This window comes from Bariatricus sp. HCP28S3_D3, from assembly GCF_052065755.1.
GTDB lineage: Bacteria > Bacillota > Clostridia > Lachnospirales > Lachnospiraceae > Allocoprococcus.
The window spans coordinates 37001-54695 of record NZ_JBQHTK010000008.1 but is presented as its reverse complement, the minus strand read 5'-3'; the positions used below and the strand labels follow the sequence as shown (position 1 = coordinate 54695).

General features: G+C 45.2%; 12 protein-coding genes. 8 read left to right on the top strand and 4 right to left on the bottom strand.

The window, feature by feature from the left end:
* Positions 1 to 45: 45 nt before the first annotated feature.
* Positions 46 to 975, bottom strand: coding sequence for an alpha/beta fold hydrolase (locus tag ACTNB3_RS07875; RefSeq protein WP_427805977.1), 930 nt, complete (start codon positions 973 to 975; stop codon positions 46 to 48).
* An 82-nt stretch (positions 976 to 1057) separates the two neighbouring features.
* On the bottom strand, positions 1058 to 1939 hold the full coding sequence (locus tag ACTNB3_RS07870) for a LysR family transcriptional regulator (protein ID WP_441024991.1): 882 nt from the start codon (positions 1937 to 1939) through the stop codon (positions 1058 to 1060).
* Positions 1940 to 2141: 202 nt separating this feature from the next.
* Between ACTNB3_RS07870 and ACTNB3_RS07865 the strand changes: the two genes are divergently transcribed.
* On the top strand, positions 2142 to 3425 hold the full coding sequence (locus ACTNB3_RS07865) for an L-cysteine desulfidase family protein (RefSeq protein WP_441024990.1): 1284 nt from the start codon (positions 2142 to 2144) through the stop codon (positions 3423 to 3425).
* Between the two features lie 97 nt (positions 3426 to 3522).
* Here the strand turns inward: ACTNB3_RS07865 and ACTNB3_RS07860 are convergent, their stop codons facing one another.
* Positions 3523 to 3993, bottom strand: a complete 471-nt coding sequence (locus tag ACTNB3_RS07860; protein WP_427805974.1) for a hypothetical protein — start codon at positions 3991 to 3993, stop codon at positions 3523 to 3525.
* Between the two features lie 237 nt (positions 3994 to 4230).
* Between ACTNB3_RS07860 and ACTNB3_RS07855 the strand changes: the two genes are divergently transcribed.
* From ACTNB3_RS07855 to ACTNB3_RS07825, 7 genes are all read left to right on the top strand, one after another.
* Positions 4231 to 5409 (top strand): M20 family metallopeptidase, encoded by a 1179-nt coding sequence (locus ACTNB3_RS07855; RefSeq protein WP_441024988.1) that lies wholly within the window; start codon positions 4231 to 4233, stop codon positions 5407 to 5409.
* A 286-nt stretch (positions 5410 to 5695) separates the two neighbouring features.
* On the top strand, positions 5696 to 7945 hold the full coding sequence (locus tag ACTNB3_RS07850) for an ATP-binding cassette domain-containing protein (RefSeq protein ID WP_441024987.1): 2250 nt from the start codon (positions 5696 to 5698) through the stop codon (positions 7943 to 7945).
* Positions 7946 to 8103: 158 nt separating this feature from the next.
* A complete protein-coding gene (gene pyk, locus ACTNB3_RS07845) occupies positions 8104 to 9528 on the top strand; it encodes a pyruvate kinase (protein WP_441024986.1) in 1425 nt (474 codons plus the stop codon).
* Between the two features lie 12 nt (positions 9529 to 9540).
* Positions 9541 to 10644, top strand: coding sequence for a PucR family transcriptional regulator (locus ACTNB3_RS07840; protein WP_427805970.1), 1104 nt, complete (start codon positions 9541 to 9543; stop codon positions 10642 to 10644).
* 43 nt (positions 10645 to 10687) lie between these two features.
* Positions 10688 to 12979, top strand: coding sequence for a hydratase (locus tag ACTNB3_RS07835; protein ID WP_427805969.1), 2292 nt, complete (start codon positions 10688 to 10690; stop codon positions 12977 to 12979).
* 194 nt (positions 12980 to 13173) lie between these two features.
* Positions 13174 to 13620, top strand: coding sequence for an RNA polymerase sigma factor (locus tag ACTNB3_RS07830; RefSeq protein ID WP_441025009.1), 447 nt, complete (start codon positions 13174 to 13176; stop codon positions 13618 to 13620).
* Positions 13621 to 13647: 27 nt separating this feature from the next.
* Positions 13648 to 15603, top strand: coding sequence for a beta-propeller domain-containing protein (locus ACTNB3_RS07825; protein ID WP_441024984.1), 1956 nt, complete (start codon positions 13648 to 13650; stop codon positions 15601 to 15603).
* Positions 15604 to 15995: 392 nt separating this feature from the next.
* Here ACTNB3_RS07825 and ACTNB3_RS07820 read toward each other — a convergent pair whose 3' ends face one another.
* Positions 15996 to 17405 (bottom strand): amidophosphoribosyltransferase, encoded by a 1410-nt coding sequence (locus ACTNB3_RS07820; RefSeq protein WP_441024982.1) that lies wholly within the window; start codon positions 17403 to 17405, stop codon positions 15996 to 15998.
* Positions 17406 to 17695: the final 290 nt, after the last annotated feature.

The following is a 17695-nucleotide window of genomic DNA, read 5'->3' as shown; positions in this document are numbered from 1 at the left end:
TCAAGATGAAAAACGGGCGGAAGATTGAATCTTCCGCCCGGATTTTTACTCGGCCAAAACTCCATCCATAAATGCAATGATTCCTGCTTCAACCTCGTCTTTTATATCCGCATAGTTATGGATCTCATGACGGTATCCGGAATAGAGCTTTGTCTTAACCTGATGTCCGGTTTTGACCAGCCAGTTCGAAACTTCACAGACTCCCTGACCGTATTCGCCGACAGGATCCTGATCTCCGGCGATATTGTAGATCGGGAGTGCAGTCGGTACTTTTTCTGCCCATTCGGTTCCGGTGATCACATCCATCATCTGGGTGAAGTACAGCAGAGACTGGTTATTTGTCGGTTTGGTAAACGCGTCAAACGGGTCGTCAGCGTGATCGCGCTGTACATACGGATCGGCACAGATCCACTCATTTCCAATATGGACTTCACCGCATCGCTCGCACATCCATCCGAGAAGCGCTCCGACAAATTCAGGATCGCTGTCTTTCCCTTTTCCTTCAGCGACAATCTTCTCAAGTCCGGCCTGCGCTTCGGCAGCACCGCGGAAAATGCCGGTCGTTCCGCAGATCGTTGCGCCTGACAGATCATCGCCGTATTTTGCGATGTAGTCTCTTACAATGAAAGAACCCATGCTGTGTCCGAACAGGAAATAAGGAAGGCTCGGATATTTTTCGCAAACCAGTTCTTTCAAGGTGTGTTCATCCTCCATCATCGTGTGGACGCCTTTGTCACCCCAATCACCCCAGGTATCATTTTCCAGAGCAGTCTTGCCATGCCCTACATGGTCATCGGCGGCTACGATATAGCCCGCATCCAGAAATTTCACGATCATGTGCAGATATCTTCTGGAATGTTCTCCGAATCCATGAACGAGCTGGACAATTCCCTTTGGTTTAGCGGCCGGAACATAGATCCAGCCATAGACTTCATCCCGTTCATTGAAGGATTTGAATTTTACTTCGTGCAACATAATAAACACCTCTTTCTTTTATATAAAATTATTTTTGATCCGGTGTATTGTTTCTTCAATTGTACCACACACGAAGCATGTTTTAAAGAGATTCCGAAGCCAGTTCCAGAAAGGCTTTCATTTCTCGCGTTACCCATTTATCTTTATGATATACAATCTGTCGCCACACCTGCAGTTGGAAATCCGTGACATCCAGTGTTGTAAGGCTTCCGGAATTCAAATATTTCTGGACAATGAAACCGGGCAGAAAGGAAACGCCCAGATTGTGACGAAGCTGGTTGATGATGAATTCCGTATTTCCCGTTTCCAGAAATGGATGCAGTTCCAGACCCTTTTCCGCAAGAGATTCTTCCAGAAGAAGACGGTAACTGGCATTTTTTTCCGTGGAAATAAAAGGCTGAGTAATCACTTCATTCAGACTTAGATTTTCACTCTGGACAAGCGGGTGCTCGGAAGAAGCCACGAAAAAGACATCTTCCGGTTTTTCAAGCACTTTGATCCAGTGGGTATTGTATACAGGTTTGTCCAGAAAATAGACAAGATCCAGTGTGTTTTTATCCATCATATGAAGCAGTGTTTCCGGAGAATCTGTAATGATTTTGATGTTGACTTTTGGATAATGCCTGTGGTATTCGCGGAGAAGTGAGGGAAATACAGATGCACATACGGATTCAATGGTCCCGATGCAGAGTGTACCGGTCAGCTCTTCCGGATTGGAAAGGGCATCCTTTGCCTGCGAAATATCCCGCGCAATATTAGAAGCATATTCATAGAATATACGTCCCTGGTGGGTAAGGAGTGTCTGCTTCCCAATCCGGTCAAAAAGATGGACGCCAAGTTCCTTTTCCAGATTTTTAATCTGAATTGTGACAGCTGCCTGTGTATAGCCCAATTGCTCTGCGGCGCGGGAAAAACTTTTGAATTTCGCAACCTGAAGGAATGTTGTAATTTCTCGGAATTCCATAAAAACCTCCTGTATCATTTTCATGTACGCCTCTGCAATCTGCCGGAGGCGTTATCTTCTTGCAAGATAAAAAATATTTAATGATATCATAAAAACCTTAAATTTTACATTAACTTAACACCATGATACACTGAGATTAAGAAGAAGGCAAGATGCTTGAAAACGAGATGTTTACGATTGGGGAGAAAAGGAGGAAAGGAAAATGAACAAAGGTGATGTGAAATACGAGGCGTATGTGAGCATTCTGAGAGAGGAACTGGTTCCGGCAATGGGATGTACAGAACCTATCGCACTTGCATATGCAGCGGCGAAGGCAAGAGAGGTGCTTGGAGGACTTCCGGATAAAGTGGTGATCGGAGCGAGTGGAAGTATCATCAAGAACGTGAAGTCTGTTATTGTACCGAATACGAATCATCTCAAAGGGATTCCGGCAGCAGCGGCGGCGGGGATCGTCGCAGGGAAACCGGAAAAGGAACTGGAGGTGATTGCAGAGGTTACGAAAGAACAGACGGAAGAAATGAAAACATTTCTTGAACAGACCGAAATTCATGTAGAGTATATAGATAATGGGTTGACGTTTGATATCATTGTGACGCTTTATAAAGGAGAAGAATACAGCAAAGTACGGATTGCCAACTACCACACCAACATTGTGTTGATTGAGAAAAACGGAGAAGTACTGAAGAAAATTCCGGTTGCCGATGAAAGTGAAGAAGGGCTTACAGACCGGAGTCTGCTCAACATGAAAGACATTTTTGATTTTGTGGAAACGGTAGATATCGAAGATGTCCGGGAAATCCTTGACCGCCAGATCACCTATAATATGGCGATTGCTGAGGAAGGAATACGGGGAAATTATGGTGCCAATATCGGATCCGTGCTTTTGGATATCGGTGGAGGTAATCTTGCAGTCAAAGCAAAAGCAATGGCAGCTGCAGGATCTGATGCGCGTATGAATGGCTGTGAGCTTCCGGTTATCATTAATTCCGGCAGCGGAAATCAGGGAATTACAGCCTCCGTTCCGATTATTGTCTATGCCCGGGGGATGCAATGCGGCAAGGAAAAAATGTATCGCGCGCTTGTGCTTTCCAATCTGACTGCCATTCACGAGAAGACTCCGATCGGAAGACTGTCTGCATATTGCGGGGCTGTCAGTGCCGGAGCAGGTGCGGGAGCCGGAATTGCATATCTCAGCGGAGGAGGATATGAAGAAGTCATCCATACAGTAGTCAATGCACTGGCAATCGTTTCCGGCATTGTCTGTGACGGGGCAAAGGCCTCCTGCGCCGCGAAGATTGCATCCGCTGTAGAGGCAGGAATTTTCGGATATCAAATGTATGTACACGGACAGGAATTTGTCGGAGGTGACGGAATCGTTACGAATGGCGTTGAAGCGACTCTTCAGAACGTCGGAAGACTTGGAAAACAAGGCATGAAAGAAACGAATGAAGAAATCATCCGGATTATGATTGGGGAGAAGTGTTAGCTCTATCTGGAGGGAATAACAAAAGGCTGTATGTAAACCAAATGCGCCAGGCGGTCAGTCTGGGGGGGCATACAGCCCTTTCTGATATGAAATTATGTTATTTCTCATTCTTATCTTTCGGATTCTTCCAGAACCAGAACGCGGCAAGAATACCGGCTATGTATAAAATATTGACAAGGATGGTAGGTACATCTTTCAATAAATAAATGACCGCAACGATCGAAGCCAGAGAAACGGTAAGTTTAAAGGCAGTAAAAAGCCGCTTCTCTTTTCGTTCCTTTGCTTCCTGAAGCTGTTCAAAACGCGTTTGCTCTAACTTGAGATATTCCATAAGCTGAGAATTATCAATATGGGAAAGAATCCATTCATCTCGCGAAAAATCGGATCTTTTGGCGCGGAACGGAGAAAAATGTCGCTTCGGCGGTTCTTCCTCTGATACTGTTTCTATTTCTTTCTCTTCTCTTATCTCAGTAATCGGGATCTCAGAATCAGTTTCTTCCGTTATAGTGTCTGGATTCATAATCGTTTCTTCGGTTTCATCTTTTGAAGTTGGTGTATATTCGGACAAAGATATCCCTCCTGTTTGGTCGTTTGAAAATGTGTTATTTGTTCTATCATATCAGCTTTTGTGGGGAAATTCAAGGGTGGTTGAGGGGATGCTTCGGGGCCACGGACAAAGGCGTGAACCTGAACCCCGTCCTCCATCACCTCTTGTAGTTTTTATGTATTCGTGCTATATTTCTTTTTAGCAAAAAGTTTTGTATGAAGAACGAAACCAAAAAGCGGAAACAAAGGAGGAATGTTTATGAATTATTATGAACGTGCACTGGAATTGAAGGAGGAGACTATAGCGGATCGCCGTTATATTCATACCAATGCAGAAGTGGGGCTGCATATGCCGAAGGCAAAAGCGTATGTTTTGGAGAAACTGAAGGAATATGGTCTTGATCCGAAAGAATGTGGAGAGGGTGTTACCGCTACGCTTGGAAAAGGCGGTAAAGTCATTATGCTTCGAGCCGATATGGATGCGCTTCCGATGCCGGAAGACAGCGGACTTCCATTTGCCTGCCCTACGGGAACAGAAGGGCATTGCTGTGGACACGATCTTCATGCGGCAATGCTTCTGACAGCAGCGAGAATGTTAAAAGAGAATGAGGACGCATTGGAAGGAACTGTCAAATTTATGTTCCAGCCTGGAGAAGAGAATTTTACAGGAGCAAAGAACATGGTTGAGAACGGAATTCTGGAAAATCCAAAACCGGATATTGCGATGGCTTACCATGTCGGTCCTGGAAAGATTCCGATGGGTACGTATATGTATAATGACAGTGGTAAGGCTATCATGTTCTCCATGGATGGATTTGAGATTCATATCAAAGGACGTGGTTCACACGGTGCATATCCGCATATGTCTATTGACCCGATCAACATCGGTGTACATGTGCATCTTGCACTGCAGGAACTGATTGCACGCGAGAGTAATCCGAATGATGCCTGTGTCCTGACAATTGGACAGTTCCAGGCCGGTTCCGCTCCGAACATTATTCCGGAGAGTGCGGTACTGAGCGGTACGATCCGTACAAATAGTCCGGATGCCCGTGATCTGCTTCTGAAACGTTTGAAAGAAGTGAGCGAACGGACAGCAGAGGTTTATGGAGGTACGGCAGAAGTTGTTATGACCGGCGGAGTCGGCCCGCTGATCAGCGATGCTGCTCTGACAAAGGAAATGGTTGGATACATGAACGAACTGCCGATTCCTGGACTTATGGGTTACCCCGGAATTACCGCCAGCGCTTCAGAGGATTTCGCTGTAGTTGCAGAGCAGATCCCGAGCGTATTTATGTATATATCCGCAGGATTTCTGGATGAAAGAGGAGCAGTTTCCGCTCACAATCCGAAGGTGTTGTTTAATGAAGACGTGCTTCCGATCGGATCAGCCTGCCTGGCTCACTGTGCAACTGAGTGGCTGAAGAATAATAAGTAGTCTTTAGCCTAAAAAGAAACGAAAATACAACAGAAAAAAGGAACGGCTTTCACACCACGCTGTTAAGTAGATGACATTGAGGAACAAGGCCGTTCCTCTTTTTGTGCGTAAATGTTTCTTCGCGCGAATGTGCATGTATTGATCGGACGCTAGACTGGTTTTGTCGGCAGAAGAAAAATGTTGGAAAGAACATTGACCATACAAAACATGAATGATATTGTGAATATAGTTTGAGATAATATATTGTCAAAGATCAAAAAAGGAAAGGTTAAGCTGAAATTTGCAAATGAACAGAGAATTTATTCAAGTATTGAATGCCTATGAAAATAATTTGAAACATATTTCGATAGATATCCCGAAATATAAGATGACGGTGTTCACCGGTGTTTCAGGTTCAGGGAAATCTTCTTTGGTATTGGATACGATCGCAGCCCAGTCTAGACGGGAGTTGAATGATACGTTCCCGGGATTTGTCCAGAATTATCTGCCCAAATACGGGCGGCCGCATGTAGAACGAATCGATAATCTTCCGGTCGCGATCGTGATCGATCAGAAAAAACCGGCACCCAATATGCGCTCTACAGTCGGAACGTATACAGACACTTATACACTTTTGAGACTTCTTTTTTCAAGAGTGGGAGAACCGTTTGTCGGCTATTCGGATACATTTTCATTCAATCATCCGCAGGGAAGCTGTCCGCGCTGCGATGGAATCGGTGAGATTACGGAACTGGATGTACACAAGCTGGTCGATTTTGATAAATGTCTGAATGATCCCGGAGTGATTAATTATGTCGCATTTGAGCCGGGACAGTGGCGATGGATCCGATATGCCAACAGTGGGCTGTTTGACCTGAATAAAAAGATAAAAGATTATTCGGAAGAAGAATTGGAACTGTTTCTGTATTCGCCGCAGATTCGTTTGAAAAACCCACCGGAAGGATGGCCGAAGACGGCAAAGTATGAAGGCCTGGTTCACAGAATGTACCGCAGTGTTCTGAATTCAGAGGAAGGAAAACTGCACAAACAGATCCTGGGTCCCATGACGCACCGCGGAGTATGTCCGGATTGCGGAGGTACCCGCCTGAATCCGAAGGTGCTTTCATGCCGGATAAACGGGAAAAATATTGCCGAAGTGACTGCGATGCCGCTTAAAGAACTGAGCGTATGGTTGAATGAAATAGAGTCACCGTTGGCGGAGGATCTTAAGCGAACACTCTCTGCCAGAATCCAGGCGCTAATTGATATTGGACTTGATTATCTGACACTGGCGAGGGGACTCGGAACCCTGTCAGGTGGAGAAGCACAGCGATGCAAGATTGCCAAATACATGAATTCATCTCTTACGGATCTGCTGTATATTCTGGATGAACCGAGCGTAGGCCTCCACAGTCATGATATCGACCGGCTTCTGCGGGCGGTGGAAAAGTTACGGGATGCAGGCAATACCGTTCTGATGGTGGAGCACCATAAGGAAATGATCCGGGCAGCGGATCATATCGTTGACATTGGCCCCGGGGCAGGTGCGTCCGGAGGAAATATCCTGTTTCAGGGAAGCTATGTGGAACTTGTGAAAAGCAATACCCGGACAGGGGAAATGCTTCGCAGAAAAAGTGGTTTGAAAACATGTGTCAGAATACCAAAGACCTGGTATGAACTTCAAAATGTGACATACCATAATCTAAAGGATATTTCCGTAAAAATACCGTTGGGCGTGATGACTGTGATCGCAGGAGTTGCCGGATCAGGAAAGAGCTCACTGATGGAACATTTTGCAGAGACATGCCCTGAAAAACCGATTTATATCAGTCAGAAAAACATTGGAATCAGTCTGCGGTCCACTCCTGCAACATACCTTGGAGCGGCAGATGAAATCCGGAAGATTTTTGCCGGAAAATGTGGCGTCAGTGCCGGACTTTTCTCGTTTAATGGAAAAGGGAAATGTCCGGTATGCAAAGGAAAAGGAGTGGTCGTCTCGGATATGGCTTTTATGGATTCCATCGAAACAGTATGTGAAGCATGCGGTGGTCTCCGATATTCCAAAGAGGTGCTGGAATATGAGGTAGACGGATATAACATTGCCCAAGTCATGGATTTTACTGTAAGTAAAGCAGAAGAATGGTTTGCCGGAACAGAGGTGGCAAAAATGCTGCATCCGCTGACGAGGGTGGGACTCTCCTATCTTCATCTGAATCAGTCCCTGTCCACATTATCCGGTGGAGAACTTCAGCGGCTGAAGCTAGCATCGTATCTGAACAGCAGTGGAAAGATTTTTATTCTGGACGAGCCTACCGACGGACTGCACATGGAAGACATTTGTAACATTCTGGAATTGTTTGATGAAATGGTGGATGCCGGGAACTCCCTTTTCCTGATCGAACATAATCTGGAAGTCATAAAAGGATGTGATTATCTGATCGAGCTGGGGCCGGGCGGAGGAAATGAAGGAGGAAATCTGTTGTTTGCAGGTACGCCGGAAGAACTTGTAACAAGTGAAAAATCTGTAACGGCGCCGTATCTCAAAGAAGACTTATAGAATGCATAGATTTTTGTGCAAAAGACGCAGTTGTGTGTGAATTAAAATCATGTTACGATAAGTGGTGTAATAGATAATATGTGACTTAAAGGCTATGCCACGTCCACATAGCATATGGAAAAGCAGGGCAAGAGAAGAATAACAGTAGGAGGAACAGGATGCGCAAAACGAAAATCATTTGTACTTTAGGACCATCAACCGATAAAGAAGGGGTACTGGAAACACTGATTCAGGAAGGGATGGATGTTGCCAGATTTAACTTTTCTCACGGAAGTCATCGGGAACAGAAGGAACGTCTGATCAAACTTCAGGAGATCCGGGAACGGCTCGGAAGACCGGTTGCCGCTCTTCTGGATACGAAGGGACCGGAGATCCGGATTCGTACTTTTAAAGAAGGAAAGGCTGAACTGGTCGAAGGACAGGAATTTACACTGACATCGGAAGACATTGAAGGAACAAACGAAAAGGTATCCGTAACCTACGAAGATTTATATAAAGACTTAAAGCCGGGAGACAGTGTGCTGATCGACGATGGTCTGATCGGTCTGGAAGTCGTAAGTATTGAAGGAAAAGAAATCCACTGTGTTGTAAAAAACGGGGGAATGGTTTCAGACCGTAAAGGCGTGAACCTTCCGGGAGTGGATGTGAATATGCCGTTTATCAGCCCGAAGGATAAAGAAGATATTCTTTTTGGAATTCGAGAAGGATTTGATTTCATTGCAGCTTCTTTTACACGTACAGCAGAAGATGTGGCGGAGATTCGTAAGATTTTATATGAGAACGGTGGAGCTGATATCGGAATCATTGCAAAGATCGAGAACCAGCAGGGCGTGAATAATATCGATCGAATCATCGAAGCTGCCGATGGAATCATGATTGCCAGAGGTGACATGGGTGTAGAAATCCCGCTGGAAGACGTTCCTGTCATCCAGAAGGAAATCATTGCCAAAGTTTACAATGCGGGGAAACAGGTTATCACGGCAACTCAGATGCTGGATTCCATGATAAAAAATCCACGTCCAACTCGTGCGGAGACGACGGACGTGGCAAATGCGATTTACCAGGGAACCAGCGCAATCATGCTGTCCGGAGAAACTGCAGCGGGAAAATATCCGGTGGAGGCACTGAAAACAATGGTTCGTATCGCTGTGCGAACCGAAAGTGACATCCCATATAATGAACTGTTCAGTGTCCGGAAAAAAGAAGAAAAGAAAGATATGACGACGGCGATTTCCCATGCAACCTGTATGACGGCCATTGATATGGACGCCAAGGCCATCATTACCGTGACCAAGTCCGGCCATACTGCGAGAATGGTGTCCAGATTTCGACCGGGATGTCCGATCGTGGGATGTACTTCCGATATGCGTACCTGCCGGAAATTAAATCTGTCTTGGGGTATTTCACCGATTTTGATCAAAGAAGAGTACAGCATGGAGATTTTATTCCTTCATGCGACAGAAGCAGCTGAACGAGAGGGATTTGTGCAGGAAGGAGATGTGGCGATCCTGACTGCCGGTGTTCCGGTAGGGCGCCCAGGAAAAACGAATCTGATTAAAGCGGCGATTGTCGGAGAGTATTAGGAGGAAAATAAAGTGTTATCGAATCAGATTTTACAGAGAACGATTCATGAAATCGGGGATATTGTGGAATGTAGTTGTTCCATTTGGAATATGGAAGCGGCCATGCTGGCCGCAGTCGGAGCGAAGAAGGGCTGGATCCAGCACGCAGTAGAAGCGTTTATCTCGGAGGTTCAGGAGGTGGGCTGTACGGCAGAACTTGTGACAGATGAGATTGCGGTCTTCCCGGTTTGTGATGAACTGGAGCCGATCTATATTTTTGTGATCGAGCATGAAGACAAACTGAACGGAAGGGTCAGTGGAAAACTCTGTGTGAGTCAGCTGGAAGGCCTGATCCGCATGAACAAGGAGCGGATGGATAAGAACCGTTTCATGCAGAATCTGATTCTGGATAATCTTCTTCTGGTCGATATTTACAATCAGGCAAAGAAATTGTCCATTCCGGTGGAAAAGCGCAGAGTAGTCATTCTGATCGAACCAAAGAATCCGGAGGATACCATCGTCCTCGAGATGGTGAAAGGCATCTATACTTCGGGAACCGGTGATTATGTAACGGCGGTCGATGAAGGACATGTAATCCTGATCAAGGCGCTGGATGAAACAGACAGCACAAGAGAGATCCAGCACAATGCGAAGATGCTGGTCGATATGATCAATACAGAAGCAATGGTAAATGTCCGAGTGGCTTACGGTACCATTGTGGAGGAACTGAAGGATGTTTCCCAGTCTTATAAAGAGGCGCAGATGGCATTGGATGTCGGAAGGATTTTCTATCCGGAAAAAAATATCCTCGCATACAAGGAACTGGGAATCGGTCGTCTGATCCATCAGCTTCCGCTGTCACTTTGTGACATGTTTCTGGAGGAAGTATTTGCTGGAAAAGCAGTGGATCAGTTTGAAGAAGAAACCTTGTCTACCGTAGACAAATTTTTTGAAAATAACCTGAATATTTCGGAGACGGCAAGGCAGCTCTTCGTACACCGCAATACATTGGTGTACCGTCTGGAGAAGATTCAAAAACAGACAGGGCTGGATGTCAGAGTATTTGAAGATGCACTTACATTTAAAATTGCATTAATGGTTGCTGACCATGTGAAATTTGTCCGCTCAAAGGAATAACAGGTTCAGATAAATACAGCATAAAAGAAAAGGAGTGTTGACAATGGTGAAATTGTATGATGGTGGTGCGTATCTTGTAAATGGTATGGAAATTATTCCGGACGCACCGGATGCTTTGGAGGCAGTAAAAAGTAAGACAGGAACTCAGATCACGAAGCAGGAAGCTGCACAGCAGACCATGGCGTATGGAATACTGAAGGCACACAATACTTCCGGAAATATGGAACGGCTTCAGATTAAGTTTGACAAGCTGACTTCCCACGATATTACATTTGTCGGAATCATTCAGACGGCGCGTGCTTCCGGCCTTGAGAAATTCCCGATTCCGTATGTTCTGACGAACTGCCATAACAGCCTGTGTGCGGTTGGAGGAACGATTAATGAAGATGACCATATGTTTGGCCTTACCTGCGCAAAGAAATACGGCGGTGTCTACGTTCCGCCTCATCAGGCCGTCATCCATCAGTATGCAAGGGAAATGCTTGCAGGCGGCGGTAAGATGATTCTTGGTTCAGACAGTCATACCCGCTACGGAGCGCTTGGTACGATGGCGATGGGCGAAGGCGGACCGGAGCTGGTAAAACAGCTGCTGAATAAGACCTATGATATCAAAATGCCGGGTGTTGTGGCGATTTATCTTGACGGGGAACCGATCAAAGGCGTAGGACCGCAGGATGTTGCACTTGCAATCATCGGCGCGACATTCGGAAATGGCTATGTTAATAATAAAGTGATGGAATTTGTGGGACCCGGAGTTAGCAAACTGAGTGCAGATTTCCGTATCGGAATCGATGTCATGACTACAGAGACCACTTGTCTGTCCTCAATCTGGAGAACCGACGAGAAGATCAAAGAATTCTACGATATTCATGGAAGAGTCGGAGAATACAAAGAACTGAACCCGGGAGCAGTGACCTACTATGACGGACTGGTTTATGTGAATCTGAGCGAAATCCGTCCGATGATCGCGATGCCGTTCCATCCATCCAATGTATATACCATTGATGAGGTCAATGCAAATCTTGCAGACGTGCTTCATGATGTAGAACAGAGAGCCCTTGTAAGTCTTGATGGTGCAGTGGATTATTCACTGCAGAGCAAAGTGGTAGACGGAAAGCTCTATGTAGATCAGGGTATTATTGCAGGATGCGCGGGCGGCGGTTTTGAAAATATCTGCGCTGCAGCAGATATCATCAAAGGAAAATATATTGGTTCTGATGAATTTACATTCAGTGTTTACCCTGCAAGTACACCAATTTACATGGAACTTGTGAAAAATGGAGCAGTTGCGACACTGATGGAAGCAGGAACGATCGTGAAGACCGCATTCTGTGGACCATGTTTCGGCGCAGGAGATACACCTGCCAATAATGCATTCTCCATCCGACACTCTACCAGAAACTTCCCGAACCGTGAAGGAAGCAAGCTGCAGAGCGGACAGATCGCATCCGTAGCACTGATGGATGCACGTTCCATTGCGGCAACCGCAGCAAATAAAGGATTCTTGACACCGGCTACCGCGATGGATGTAGAATATAAGAATCCGACCTATCATTTTGATAAAAACATTTATGCAAACCGTGTATTTGACAGTCACGGCGTTGCAGATCCGTCTGTGGAAATCAAATTCGGCCCGAATATCAAGGACTGGCCGGCGATGAGTGCTCTTCCGGAAAATCTGCTTCTCAAAGTGGTTTCTGAGATTCACGATCCGGTAACGACAACAGACGAACTGATTCCATCCGGAGAGACATCTTCTTACCGTTCTAATCCGCTTGGACTTGCAGAATTTGCACTTTCCAGAAAGGATCCGGCTTATGTGGGAAGGGCAAAAGAAGTTCAGAAGGCACAGAAAGCGATTGAAGCAGGAACCTGCCCGCTGGATGTACTTCCGGAAATGAAGTCTGTTATGGAGAAGGTAAATGTAAAATTCCCGGAGGCAGGCAGAGGAAATCTGGGTGTAGGAAGTACGATTTTTGCTGTAAAACCTGGAGACGGTTCCGCGCGTGAGCAGGCGGCTTCCTGTCAGAAAGTGCTTGGTGGTTGGGCAAATATTGCCAACGAATATGCTACCAAGAGATACCGCTCAAATCTGATCAACTGGGGTATGCTTCCGTTTATCACAGAAGAAGATCATACCGCACTTTCCTTCAAGAATGGCGATTACATCTTCGTACCAGATGTCAGAAAAGCTGTCGAAGAGAAAGCAGCAGTGATCAAGGCGTATGTTGTCGGTGATGAGTTGAAAGAAATCGAACTGAAGTTAGGAGATCTGACGGATGTAGAAAGAGAGATCATCCTGAAAGGATGTCTGATCAATTACTATAGAGGGTAATACAACTAAAATATAAAGTGAGAGAAGCATTCCATTTATCGGGGTGCTTCTTTTTTCGAAAAAATTTATTTTTCTTGCAACACTTGCCCCTTTTATTTACTCTAATAAATAGAAGTCGACTTTCAAGGGAGGAGGGAGCAGCGGTGATTGATGCGAAGCAATTCACTGAATTATATAAATTAGTTTACAAAGATATGTATCGTTTTGCATTGTGTATGATGAAGAATTCACATGATGCAGAAGATACAGTCAGCGAATCTGTACTTCTGGCATATGAAAACGTACATAAGCTGCGGAAAGAAGAGGCATTTCGCTCGTGGATTTTCCAAATTCTTGCCAATGTATGTAAAAAGAAATTAAAGGCAAAAGAACGTACCGAAGTGCCGATTGAGGAAGAACATGCATCGGAAGATTTTACCGATCAGATAACAGAAGACGTGAGAAAAGCTTTTTTTATACTCTCGGAAGAAGAGCAGTTTATTGTGGCACTTTCCGTTTTTGCCGGATATAACAGTGCAGAAATCGGAAAAATGTATAAACTGAATTCCAGTACGGTGCGATCCAAGAGGAAGAGAGCGCTGGAAAAGATGAGAATCGTATTATGCGGCCCGCCCGACAACAAAGACTGCGTGAAGGCATAAGAATAATAATCGAAGGGAGAAGGCATTATGACAAGACAGGAAAAAGAAATTCTTGATAAAATCAACGATGCGACGAAGGATATAGAAGTTCCGGAAAGCCTGCAGCCGGAGAATATACAAAAACTTTTGGAGAAAAAGAAGGTAAAGAGGTGGAAACGATCTTATACTTATGGACTTGCCGCAGCGAGCGTGGCACTGGTTCTGCTGGCAGGAGCAGTGGTTCATTCCCTGAGTGGATCTGAAAATGGTTTGGGAATCGTTACATCAGGAGAAAGTGCGAGAAAAAACAGTAAAGGAGAATTCCGGATCAATACTGAGATCGCATCGGCGGAAGATTACGATCAAGTGTATGAATATCTGGAGAGTTATAACACAGCTTTAAGAGAAGAAAATGGAAGGTATGATGCTGGTTTCGGTGACGGTGCCGCATGGTATGGTGCGGTCGAGAAATCGAGCAGTACGGACAGTGCAGCCAGTATGGAATCCGACAGGGCGATGCCGGGAGAAGGATACTCCGATACGAATGTGCGGACAGAAGGAGTCGGAGAAGCAGATATTGTCAAGACAGACGGAACCTATCTCTACGCTCTGAAGGACAACGCCATGGAAATAGCGATCGTTGATACCCGGAACGAACAGATGAAAATTGCCGGAACGATAAAAGCGAGAGAAAATACGCAGATCAGTGAGTTCTACGTTGACGGGAATCAGCTTTTTGTACTCGGTAATACTTACGATGTGATAATCGACACAGATGAGACGTTTTACGATACAGAAAAGGCCTATCTGGATACGTATGATATTTCTGATGTAAGCAATCCCAAGCTGAAAGCGAGCCTGGAACAGAGCGGAAGGTATCATAGTTCCAGGTATGTAGATGGCTATCTGTATATCTTCAGTAATTTCTACGCTTACACGGATGGAGGAAAAAATGATAAAGTTGCTTACGTGCCTCAGGTGAATGGAAGCTTTATTGCCGACCAAGATATTTATCTTCCTCCGGCAAAAGCGGCAACCCAGTATCTGGTCGTTTGCTCCGTCAAAGCAGATGACCCGAGAAAAATCGTGGATCAGAAAGCGGTATTGTCCGAATTCAGCGAATGCTATGTGAGCGGAAACAACATCTATGTTTATGAGAATACACGTTCAAGCGTACTTGCAAGGACTGTTTTTGAAAATGTAAATCAGACTATGATCCGAAGAATTTCATACAAAGACGGTGTACTCACCGGCGAGGCTCAGGGCAAAATCAACGGTTACTTGAATGATTCCTTCAGCATCGACGAATATAACGGTAATCTACGTATTGTTGCGACGATTGACGGTGCAACAGAGACAACGAATGCCGTCTATGTTTTAAACAATAAATTGGAAATCATAGGACAAATTACAGATCTTGCCGAAGGAGAAACCATTTACTCCGCAAGATTCATGGGAGATACCGGATACTTCGTGACCTTCCGCCAGACCGATCCCCTCTTCAGCGTAGACCTCTCCGATCCCGAAAATCCGGAAATCATAGGAACCCTCAAAATCCCGGGATTTTCAGAATACCTGCACTTTTACGGTGACAACCTCCTCCTCGGAATCGGAATGGACGCCGACGAAGAATCCGGAACGACAAACGGCATGAAAATATCCATGTTCGACATCTCCAATCCGAAAGACGTCAAAGAAATACACAAATACACAATGAAAGAGTCCTACTATTCCGACGTCTTCTACGATTACCGCGCAGTCCTCATCGATCACAACAAAAACATGATCGGCTTCTCCGCATACGGCAACCAGGAAATGTACTACATTTTCCAATACGACAAAACCAACGGCTTCAACCTCGAAATGCAAGAAGAAGTCAACGGCAACTCCTGGATGACCGCCCGAGGCATCTACATAAACGACCGCCTCTACATTGTCAAAGGAAACGCCATAGAAAGCTACCAGATCGGAGACTACACCAAAATCGATGACCTGCTGATATAAAATCATCCGGGAGGCGCTCATCAGAGCCGCCCCCCCAAAAATCACAACCTCAAAGTGCGCTCGAAGAGCCGCCACCAAAAAACAAAACCTCCCCCGGTGTGACGCTCGCAGAGTCGTCACACCACACCACCGCCGCGTCAAACCTCAGCCTTCCCCACACAACCCCTACCCCCCAGGGACTAAAGTTGAAAAGCGGGAGCGCAGGAGGGGATGCATTGCGGAAGTTAAGCGGCGGGCCCGGAGAATCGAGACTATCAGAATGTTAAAAAAGACAGGATGCGAGCCACATTTGGCGAACATCCTGCCTTTTTGTTACATTCTGAAGTCCCGAGTCGCAGGGACCAGAGCGTTGGAGCAATGCATCCCCTCCTGCGCCCCCCGCGACCACAACCTTATTCCCGACCATCAAAACAATACGTACAAACCTTACAAGCATCCAACCCAATCGATTCGATCAGGTCATCCAGTCTATGATATCTCAGCGAAGTAAAATTCTGAATCCTACAAATCTCATCCAGCATCTTTGCATAGCGGTCACTGTTCGGATCCGCATATTCACTCAGTACATTGACATCATTGTCGCCTTCCCACTCGCGGATAATACGGCGTGTGATCAGATCAAGCTCTGATTTAGAACGTGAGAAATTCAAATATTTACATCCATACAAAAGCGGCGGACACGCCGGACGGACATGTACTTCTTTCGCACCGCTCTGATAAAGGAATTCCGTTGTTTCCCTGAGCTGCGTTCCACGGACGATCGAGTCATCGATCAGAAGTAACTTACGATCTTCGATCAGATCGTGAACCGGAATCAGTTTCATACGCGCGATCAGATCACGCTGTTTTTGATTGGTAGGCATAAAAGAACGCGGCCAAGTTGGGGTATACTTAATAAACGGTCTTGCATATGGAATGCCGGATTCATTTGCATAGCCGATCGCATGTGCAATACCGGAATCCGGAACACCGGCAACGATATCGGGTTCTACTGTTCCGGCATCACGTTTGGCAAGAAGACTTCCGCATTTATAACGCATCTGTTCTACATTTACACCTTCATAAGAAGAGGTCGGATATCCATAGTAAACCCAGAGGAAAGAGCAGATACGCATTTGATCACATGCCGGGCTTACAGTTTCCACACTCTCCGGGGTAATATAAACGATTTCACCGGGGCCTAGTTCCTTGTAATCGGTATAACCAAGATTGATATAAGCAAAACTTTCGAAAGAAACACAATATCCGTCGTCTTTTTTCCCGATTACAACTGGAGTACGTCCGTGAAGATCACGGGCGGCATAGATGCCTTCCGGTGTCATGAGAAGCAGGGTCATAGAGCCGTCGACCAGAGACTGGACATAACGGATACCTTCTACATAAGAATCACGCATACTGATTAAGGCTGCAATCAGTTCAGTAGCATTTACCTGCCCGTTCGTCATTTCCTGAAAATGCGCATGCCCTTTTTCGTATACCAGTTTCATAAGCTGATCAGCGTTGTTGATTTTGCCGACAGTCGTAATTGCAAAACTGCCGATATGAGACTGGATCAAAAGCGGCTGTGGCTCAAAATCGGAAATACATCCGATTCCGATATTCCCCTTCATATCGTCTACATCTTTGTCAAATTTTGTTCTGAATGGCGAATTCTCAATATTATGAATTGCACGGTTGAAGCCTTCTTCCCCGTGAGTAGCCATTCCTCCACGTCTTGTCCCCAGGTGAGAATGATAATCTATTCCATAAAACAAATCCAGAGCACATTCAGACTTTGAGGCAACACCAAAAAAACCTCCCATAATTAAGTTCTCCTTTCCTGTTTCAAAAAGACACGTAGGAGTATGTCGAAAATCCTACGAAAACAGTTTAACATGAATTTTACAAAATGAAAAATAAAAAATAGGTGATAACTATAAAAAATACAATAATTGGGAAAAAACATTCTATGATGTTGATAAGCTCTGTGAATTGGAAAACTGTTAAATTTAATAAAAAGTATAAATTGTATGAAAAATAGTGCACAAATAACAAATTATAAATTAACTTAAAAATAATTTCAAAATAGTATTGACAAATATACATTGAGGTG

Excerpts from the sequence above, each read along its gene's own strand:
- ACTNB3_RS07875 (WP_427805977.1), bottom strand. The coding sequence starts at position 975 with ATGTTGCACGAAGTAAAATTCAAATCCTTCAATGAACGGGATGAAGTC.
- ACTNB3_RS07870 (WP_441024991.1), bottom strand. The coding sequence starts at position 1,939 with ATGGAATTCCGAGAAATTACAACATTCCTTCAGGTTGCGAAATTCAAA.
- ACTNB3_RS07865 (WP_441024990.1), top strand. The coding sequence starts at position 2,142 with ATGAACAAAGGTGATGTGAAATACGAGGCGTATGTGAGCATTCTGAGA.
- ACTNB3_RS07855 (WP_441024988.1), top strand. The coding sequence starts at position 4,231 with ATGAATTATTATGAACGTGCACTGGAATTGAAGGAGGAGACTATAGCG.
- ACTNB3_RS07850 (WP_441024987.1), top strand. The coding sequence starts at position 5,696 with ATGAACAGAGAATTTATTCAAGTATTGAATGCCTATGAAAATAATTTG.
- pyk (WP_441024986.1), top strand. The coding sequence starts at position 8,104 with ATGCGCAAAACGAAAATCATTTGTACTTTAGGACCATCAACCGATAAA.
- ACTNB3_RS07835 (WP_427805969.1), top strand. The coding sequence starts at position 10,688 with ATGGTGAAATTGTATGATGGTGGTGCGTATCTTGTAAATGGTATGGAA.
- ACTNB3_RS07830 (WP_441025009.1), top strand. The coding sequence starts at position 13,174 with ATGTATCGTTTTGCATTGTGTATGATGAAGAATTCACATGATGCAGAA.
- ACTNB3_RS07825 (WP_441024984.1), top strand. The coding sequence starts at position 13,648 with ATGACAAGACAGGAAAAAGAAATTCTTGATAAAATCAACGATGCGACG.
- ACTNB3_RS07820 (WP_441024982.1), bottom strand. The coding sequence starts at position 17,405 with ATGGGAGGTTTTTTTGGTGTTGCCTCAAAGTCTGAATGTGCTCTGGAT.